The 7,802-nt window shown below is 48.0% G+C and carries 8 protein-coding genes; all 8 read right to left on the bottom strand.

What is annotated here, in order from left to right; translation table 11 throughout:
- Positions 1 to 408 (bottom strand): flagellar export protein FliJ (gene fliJ / locus QTO00_RS10835; RefSeq protein ID WP_331424810.1); only part of this gene is annotated, 408 nt, incomplete at its 3' end.
- A 6-nt stretch (positions 409 to 414) separates the two neighbouring features.
- Positions 415 to 1,737: a flagellar protein export ATPase FliI gene (gene fliI, locus QTO00_RS10830; RefSeq protein WP_331424808.1), complete on the bottom strand. Its 1,323-nt coding sequence runs from the start codon at positions 1,735 to 1,737 to the stop codon at positions 415 to 417.
- Positions 1,737 to 2,537 (bottom strand): flagellar assembly protein FliH, encoded by an 801-nt coding sequence (gene fliH, locus QTO00_RS10825; RefSeq protein ID WP_331424807.1) that lies wholly within the window; start codon positions 2,535 to 2,537, stop codon positions 1,737 to 1,739. Before fliH ends, fliI begins: the two co-directional genes overlap by 1 nt.
- Positions 2,538 to 2,557: 20 nt before the next feature.
- Positions 2,558 to 3,613 carry a flagellar motor switch protein FliG gene (fliG, locus tag QTO00_RS10820; protein WP_038202535.1) on the bottom strand — a complete coding sequence of 352 codons (1,056 nt, stop codon included), beginning with the start codon at positions 3,611 to 3,613 and terminating at the stop codon, positions 2,558 to 2,560.
- On the bottom strand, positions 3,606 to 5,294 hold the full coding sequence (gene fliF, locus QTO00_RS10815; RefSeq protein WP_443088918.1) for a flagellar basal-body MS-ring/collar protein FliF: 1,689 nt from the start codon (positions 5,292 to 5,294) through the stop codon (positions 3,606 to 3,608). Before fliF ends, fliG begins: the two co-directional genes overlap by 8 nt.
- 75 nt (positions 5,295 to 5,369) lie before the next feature.
- A complete protein-coding gene (fliE, locus tag QTO00_RS10810; protein ID WP_331424805.1) occupies positions 5,370 to 5,681 on the bottom strand; it encodes a flagellar hook-basal body complex protein FliE in 312 nt (103 codons plus the stop codon).
- Between the two features lie 96 nt (positions 5,682 to 5,777).
- Positions 5,778 to 7,175 carry a sigma-54-dependent transcriptional regulator gene (locus tag QTO00_RS10805; RefSeq protein WP_331424804.1) on the bottom strand — a complete coding sequence of 466 codons (1,398 nt, stop codon included), beginning with the start codon at positions 7,173 to 7,175 and terminating at the stop codon, positions 5,778 to 5,780.
- A partial coding sequence (locus tag QTO00_RS10800; protein WP_331424803.1) for a sensor histidine kinase occupies positions 7,175 to 7,802 on the bottom strand: 628 nt, incomplete at its 5' end. The genes QTO00_RS10800 and QTO00_RS10805, both read right to left, overlap by 1 nt.

The following is a 7,802-nucleotide window of genomic DNA, read 5'->3' as shown; positions in this document are numbered from 1 at the left end:
AGAAAACTCATCCATCTGCTTCTGCTCTCGGATATTTTGTAAGCGCTCTTTCTCAGCCTGCTTTTTCTCAATCATCCACTCGTAAGATCGACGTTGCTTACGAGTGTCTAACCAGTTTTGCTCACACCCTTCCACTTGGCTTTTAAAATGAGATTCTGCCTGTTTCTGCTTAGCTAGAGTTTCATCTAAGGTAGTTAAAAATCGATTGAGGTGAGAATACTCACTTGCACTCAGACCTTGCTGACCTCGGTCAACCAGCTGCTGACAGTAATCCAGTCGATACTTCTCGATCTGTTCGAGCTGCTGATAGTAGCCTTCGAGCTCTGTACGCGCTTGACCAAGAGCTAGAACCGCTTGGTTTTCGCGCTCTTTGGCTTGCTCTAATAAAAACTCTAACGCGTTATCCATAGCCTATTACTCACCTTGCAGCAATCCGCTGAGCATATTGATACACATGTCATACGGCACCGTCTCTTTCATCGTCTGTTGCAAATAGTTGTCCAATTTTGGCTTCAGAGTAAAGGCACCATCGATAGCAGGGTCGGTTCCCGGCTTATAAGCACCAATTGATACCAAATCTTGGTTTTTACGACAGATAGATAGCACTTGGCGTACGGCTTTGGACATAAGCACATGCTGTTCAGAAGTAATCTGAGGCATTACACGGCTAACCGACTTCTCAACGTCGATAGCAGGGTAGTGACCCGCATCCGCCATCTCACGTGACAGGACGACGTGGCCATCGAGGATCGCGCGCGATGCATCAGCGATAGGGTCTTGTAAATCATCCCCTTCGGTCAATACGGTAAAGAAGGCGGTAATAGAGCCCTGCTCTGGACTACCATTGCCGGCACGTTCCACTAGCGCTGGTAGCTTAGCAAACACTGAAGGCGGATAACCTTTCGTTGCGGGTGGCTCACCCACTGACAAGGCAATTTCACGCTGAGCTTGAGCAAAACGCGTAAGTGAGTCCATCAGGAGCAAGACATCCAAACCTTGATCACGGAAGTACTCAGCGATGGTTAGTGCGGTTTGACAGCCTTTTAAACGCATTAGAGGTGACGAGTCCGCTGGCGCGGCAACTACGACAGAACGCTGACGACCATCAACGCCCAAAATCTCTTCGATAAATTCTTTAACTTCGCGGCCACGCTCACCGATCAAACCAACCACAACCACTTGAGCGGTTGTACCTCGAGTCATCATGCCCAAGGTCACCGATTTACCCACACCCGAACCGGCGAACAGACCAATACGCTGGCCTTTACCGACAGTAAGCAAACCATTAATGGCTTTAATGCCCACATCAAGCGGTTCGGAAATAGGTTTACGCGCCAATGGATTTATCGGCTCAGCATTGAAAGAGGCGCGTTTTTCGGTATAGATAGGCCCAAGCCCATCAAGTGGGTTACCCACCCCATCGATCACTCGACCCAGCAGTTCCATACCGACCGGTAAGCCTGACTCACTGGTGAGTGGTGTTACCTTGGCGCCGGGAAGAACCCCCGTGATTTGCTCACTGGGCATCAGATAGAGACTTTCGCCGGAGAAACCGACCACTTCAGCTTCCATCTCGCCGTGCATGGTTTCCACTTTACATAAGCTGCCAATCGGCGCACGGCACCCTGTCGCTTCAAGGGTAAGCCCTACTACACGAACCAGTTTACCTGCCGCTACAGGGCGACAAGTTAAACCTTGGGTTTTGTATTGAGAAAGGCGATCAGCAAGGGCCAGCACTACTCACCACCTTGGTGACGATTCACCCCACAAAAGCTTTGGATCACGCTACGAATGCGATCTTCCATACGGTAGTTAACACTTGACTCACCGGCTTCGATTTGTACGTCACCGCGATTTAATGCTGGCTCTGCCATAAGAGTCCAATTACGGAACTCAAGCTCTTCCGCGCCATAAGATGAGCGGATAATCTCAACATCATCTGGATGAAGTTTAAGTGTGATTGCATGACCTGCAATTGGCAGTGACTCTACCGACTGCTTGATGGTATCTAGGATTACTTGCGGATTGGTTTGCACTTCAACATGGACAACCTCTTTGACCATGGTCAGCACCATATCGACCAGCTGTTTTTCAACCTGCGCATTCATCAACTCAAGTGGCTGAGCAAACTGGTTGGCTAAGTTTACAAAGGTTTGAACCTGCTGCTGAATAAACTCTTGCCCCGCAGCAACACCTTCAATTTTTCCTGCTTCTAGACCCTCTTGATGGCCGTCTTGCGTTCCTTGTTCTTTACCTTTTTCGTAACCTTGCTTGAAGCCTACTTCTTGTCCTTGATGGAGACCTTCCTGATAAGCTTGCTGCTTAATCAGTTCGATCTCTTCTTGTGTCAGTTCTTTCGGTGCTTCTTCTTCAACGGGCTCATCAATCGGCATCCAACTCGGGTCATAGTTCATCGCCGTTTCTTTCGCCTGTTTATGAGTCTCTGCGGTATAGTCAGGCATACCCCAGCGCTCTGGCTTTTCTACCAGCTCATCATTATCCAGACGTAAAAAACCGCGTTTCCTTTCCAAAGACATAGATACCTTGCTTAATTAGGTTATAGGAACTCGTCAGCACCGCCGCCTAGCATAATCTCACCAGAGTCGGCCATGCGTCGTGCGATTGCCAGAACTTCTTTCTGTGCTGCTTCAACATCAGAAACTTTGATTGGCGGCATCGCTTCAAGGTCATCGCGCATCATCTCAGCTGCACGTTTAGACATGTTCTTGAAGATCTTCTCACGGAGAGCATCGTCGGCACCTTTAAGTGCACGTTGCAACGCGTCTTGAGGAACATCACGCAGCAATTTCTGAATACCCTGGTCGTCGACTTCGATAAGGTTCTCGAATACAAACATAAGATCTTGAATTTGGGTCGCCATGTCTTCGTCTTGATCGCGAATTTGCTCCATCAAGATGCCTTCGACATTGTTGTCCATGTAGTTCATGATCTCTGCCGCTGCCTTCAGGCCGCCAATCTTGGCCGCTTGAGCACCCGCTTGACCTGCGAACTGCTTCTCCATAATTTCGTTCAACTCAGCCAATGCCGATGGTTGAACTTCCTCTAGGTTAGCAATACGCATCATCAGATCTAAACGGTCTCGTTCAGCAAACTGATTAAGGATTTCCGCCGACTGATCCGGCTCTAGATACGACAGTACGATAGTTTGAATCTGAGGGTGTTCATTGATAATAATGCTCGCAACCTGGCGTGGGTCCATCCATTTGAGTGAATCCAAGCCTTTCGAGCCTGTTCCTAAGAGGATTTGGTCAACCAAGTTGTTGGCTTTATCTTCCCCAAGAGCAGCAACAAGCGCGTTACGCATAAAGTCTTCGCTGCCCATACCGATGTTGGTGTACTTCTGAATATCTTCCAAGAAGGCTCGGTGCACCGCACCCACTTTCTCTTGGCTTAAGTCAGCGGCACGTGCCATTGCACTACCCACACGTTGAACCTGTTTCGGCTCTAAGTGACGAATGATGCCCGCGGCGTCTTCCTCATTAAGGCTGAGCAAAAGGATCGCGGCGCGCTCCTCACCGGGGATCGATGCAATATCTACGGTGGTTTCTGCTAGTTCGCCACCCTCTTGCTGTGGAACTAATTCGTTAGGCATCTTGCATCCAATTCTTAACGACTTGTGCTGCTAGTTCAGGTTCATTAGCTACGAGTGCACGAACCGCCTTCAGCACATCTTCATCTTTGTGGAGGTTAGGCAAGTCAATACTTGAGCCAAACTCAAATAGCTCACCACCGTCTAGGTCACCGCCAATTAGGCTAGTCTCACCATCAGCACCAATTGGTAGTCCATCTGGTCCGTATAGTTGGTCTTCATCTTCATCAGATGCTGGGTTGAGGAGTTTCTTCATCGCTGGGCGTACAAGAACTAGTACTACCACGATAATTACCAGAGCACTCGCGAACCAACGAATCCAGTCGTTAAAGTTAGGGTGTTCCCAAATTGGCGCATCAGCCATCACTTCAACTTCTGGCTCGGCAAACTGCATACTCAACACATTCAGCAAATCACCACGCGCTTCACTGAATCCTACGGTACCAATCAGTAGCTGCTTAATAGAGTTTAGTTCAGCTTCAGAAACTGGTTGGTAAGTCGTTTCACCGGTATCAGGATTAACCATAGGACGGTTTTTAATCGCAACTGCAACCGTTTGACGGTTCACCACCCCAGTTTGACGACGTTCGTGGCTGATTGTCGTATCTAATTCAAAGTTTCGCGTCGCCTCTTTATGCACTGAGCCCTGACCCAGTGTCGTACCATCTTTCATTTGAGCAACGTCTTGTGGAATAGACGCATCCGCAGGAGGTTGGTTACTTAACGCCCCAGGCACACCCGCAACAACGTTACCATTGTTGTAGTCTTCTAAGGTGTACTCACTGCGTGTTGATGGTGTGTTAGGGTCAAAGCGTTTGCTTGTCTGCTCAACCGCACTGAAATCAAGCTGGATGTCCACCTGAGCGGTGTAGTTACCAAAACCTAAAATTGGGATAAGCACAGAGTCAATTTTTTCGCGCAGAGCTTGCTCTTGCTTGCGCTCTAGTTCGTGCTCTTTACGACGCGCTGCTGACGCAGGGTCTTGAGAACCAGAGCTAAGTAGTCGTCCGTGTTGGTCAGTGACGGTAATTCGATTTGGCTTCATACCCGGCACAGCACTGGCAACCATATCTACGACAGAATCGACTTCTTCCTGTTTTAGATTGGCACCTGTTTTGAGCGTAAGGAACACTGACGCCGAAGCTTCTTGATTGTGACGTACAAATACACTTTGCTTTGGCAGCGCAAGCAGTACGCGTGCTTTGCGCACTTGCTTCATCTCTTCAATCGCTTTGGAAAGCTGACGTTCACGGCTCAGCTTTAGTCGCTCTTGCTCAAGACGCTGTGATACCCCGAAGCCCATATCTTGGAGCAGTATATCATCGCCCGCTTGTTTCTCACGATTGAGGCCCGCTCGCACCATATCAAGCTTGAGAGAGTTAAACTCGCTGGCTGGTACTTGGATAGTATTGCCGTCAAGATTGTAGTCGATTTTTTGTTGATCTAGGTAGTCCAGAACAGGAATCAATTCTTCTGTTTCGTATACACCCAAAGGACGCATCTCTGGCTCTTTAACCCAGAAAAACAGCATCACAATCAGAGCCACACAGATAGAGATTGAAAGTACGAGTACGACTTGGCGCAGAAGGTCGAGGTCACCGACCGCCATATCGAACTTGGAACTGGATTTTTCATCTAAATCTGGGTTTTGAACTTCATTGTCCAAATCCGTTGTAGCCATCATAGTGCTATCAGGCGCACCTTCGGTTACGGTCAAATCGGTTGATGTGTTTTGCTCTGCCACAGAAATTACCTAACTTTAAACTGGCATATTCATCAATTCTTTGTACGACTCAACTAACTTATTGCGTACTTGAATTGTTGCTTCGAAGGCAACGCTAGATTTGTTTCTAGCGATCATGACATCAGACAGTGAAGCGTCAGCATCGCCACGATCAAATCGCATCTGAAGGTCACTGGACGTTTTGGAAAGGCTGTTGACGTTGTTGATTGCGTTATTAAGCAGTTGACCAAAGTCAGCACCTACCACTTGCCCTGTCGCAGGTGGTTTAGTACCTGTGGCCTCAAACATCATAGCTTGCATTTCGCTTTGAAAACCGTCAACTCTCATCAAAACCTCAGTAGTCAACTCTTTGACTTAAATTCGTGTTAGTATACTGACGCTGCAATCATCGTGCCACGTCAGTACGATCAGCAAGATAACACCTTAGTTTGGTATTTCAATCCCTGCATCACGCATTTTAGCTAGTTTATAGCGCAGCGTGCGTGGACTAATGCCTAACTTCTCGGCCATCTCTTTGCGCCGTCCGTTACACTCCTCCAAAGTTTCGAGGATAATCGCGTATTCTTGATCACGCAGTTCACCACCAAGACCACTGCCAGACGACACACTGTTCGCTTCCGCAACCGGTTTTACGCATGGCGCAACACTGTCTCCCGCTTCCACCGCGACTTGCAGCGAAGACGCGTCTTGCCAATCAAGCCCTTCCAATAAAATATGCTCGTCATCAATTTGAGAGTTTTCACTCAAAATCAATGCACGCTGCACTACGTTGTCTAGCTCACGAACATTACCCGGCCATGTGTAGGCAAGCAGTTTTTTGATTGCACTTTGAGTAACATTAGGCACTGGCATACCCAATTTTTGGCAATGACGCTCAACTAGATGCTTCGCCAGTGGCTCTATATCACCTTTACGCTCTTGTAGCGCAGGCCATGCAATTGGGAATACATTCAAGCGGTAGTATAAATCTTCGCGGAAATTGCCCTCTTGAACGTAGGTTTTTAAGTCACGGTTACTAGTTGCTAATACACGAACGTCAAGCTTGATGCTCTTGCGGCTACCTAAGCGCTCCACTTCGCGCTCTTGGAGAACACGCAGTAGTTTGGCTTGTAGACTCAAATCCATCTCACTGATTTCATCAAGCAGGATGGTGCCACCTTGAGCTTGTTCAAATTTCCCCGGACACGCCTGAACAGCACCAGTGAACGCACCTTTTTCGTAACCGAACAGGGTCGCTTCTAGCATGTTATCTGGAATGGCTGCACAGTTGATCGCAACAAATGGTCCATCTTTGCGATTTGACGCATTGTGGATGTAACGCGACATCACTTCTTTACCAGAACCGCTTGGACCAAGCACCATTACGCTTGCATCGGTTTTAGCCACTTTGTCAGCAAGTGCAAGTAACTTGATACTTTTCTCATCCGCCACAACCGCATCGCCGTTGTCATCCGATTTAACCGGAGCGTAGCGGCTGACCATGTTAAGCAACACTTCTGGTGCAAAAGGCTTCGCCATGTAATCAATCGCGCCATCTTTCATTGCAGAGACAGCATCTTCGATATTGGCATACGCCGTCATCAGCAGCACAGGTAGATTTGGCCAGTGCTGTTTGATGTTTCTTAACAGAGCTAAGCCGCCCATTCCCGCCATTTGCACATCTGATACAACGATATCAACGTTGTTAGATTTGAGTTTAACTAAGGCATCCTCTGCACTGTCTGCTTCAAGCCATTCGTAGCCAGCTAGTGCCAGAGTATCGACTAACGCTTCGCGTAGACCTTCGTCATCCTCTACGATCAATACTTTGCTTTGAGCCATTATTCTTCTCCAGTCATAGCTTGTTGCTCAGAGTGCGGCTGACGATCGAGCGGAATACAGACCGTAAAGCATGCACCATCACCTTGTTCTGAAATAAGTTCTAATCTTCCGTCGTGAGCACGACATACCATTTGGACTACGGCAAGCCCAAGCCCGGTTCCTTGAGAACGCGTGGTAAAGAAGGGTTCCATGATTTTGTTTTGCAATTCTTCGGGTACACCTGGGCCACTATCTTGAACTGAGATTTTCAGCTCGCCGTTAACTGGCCTGAAGAACACATCAATCTGCGACTGCTTACCCGCAATTTGAATCGCGTTCATCACCAAATTGCTAAGCGCGGACGCTATCGCGTTTACATTGCCCAGTAGTTGCGTTTCTTCTTGCTCAACTTCTAAGAAATAATCAATCTGGTTGGTTTTTAAGGCTGTCTCAACCATTGGTGAAAACTCAGCGACTAAATCTCCGATAGAAAACGGTTTAACTACTTTGTTGTCGCCACCTTTTGCGAACAGCAGCATATCGTTTACTTGCTTTTCTAGATCATGCAGACGATCCATCAACTTAGTCTGGAATCGCTCTTTGGTTGTCACAGGAAGATTTGGCGCCGCTAAGTTCGACGCGTAAAGC

The organism is Vibrio sp. M260118, assembly GCF_036533755.1.
Taxonomy (GTDB): domain Bacteria; phylum Pseudomonadota; class Gammaproteobacteria; order Enterobacterales; family Vibrionaceae; genus Vibrio.
The sequence above is the reverse complement of the archived record's forward strand: the minus strand, read 5'-3'. Positions and strand labels throughout refer to the sequence as shown.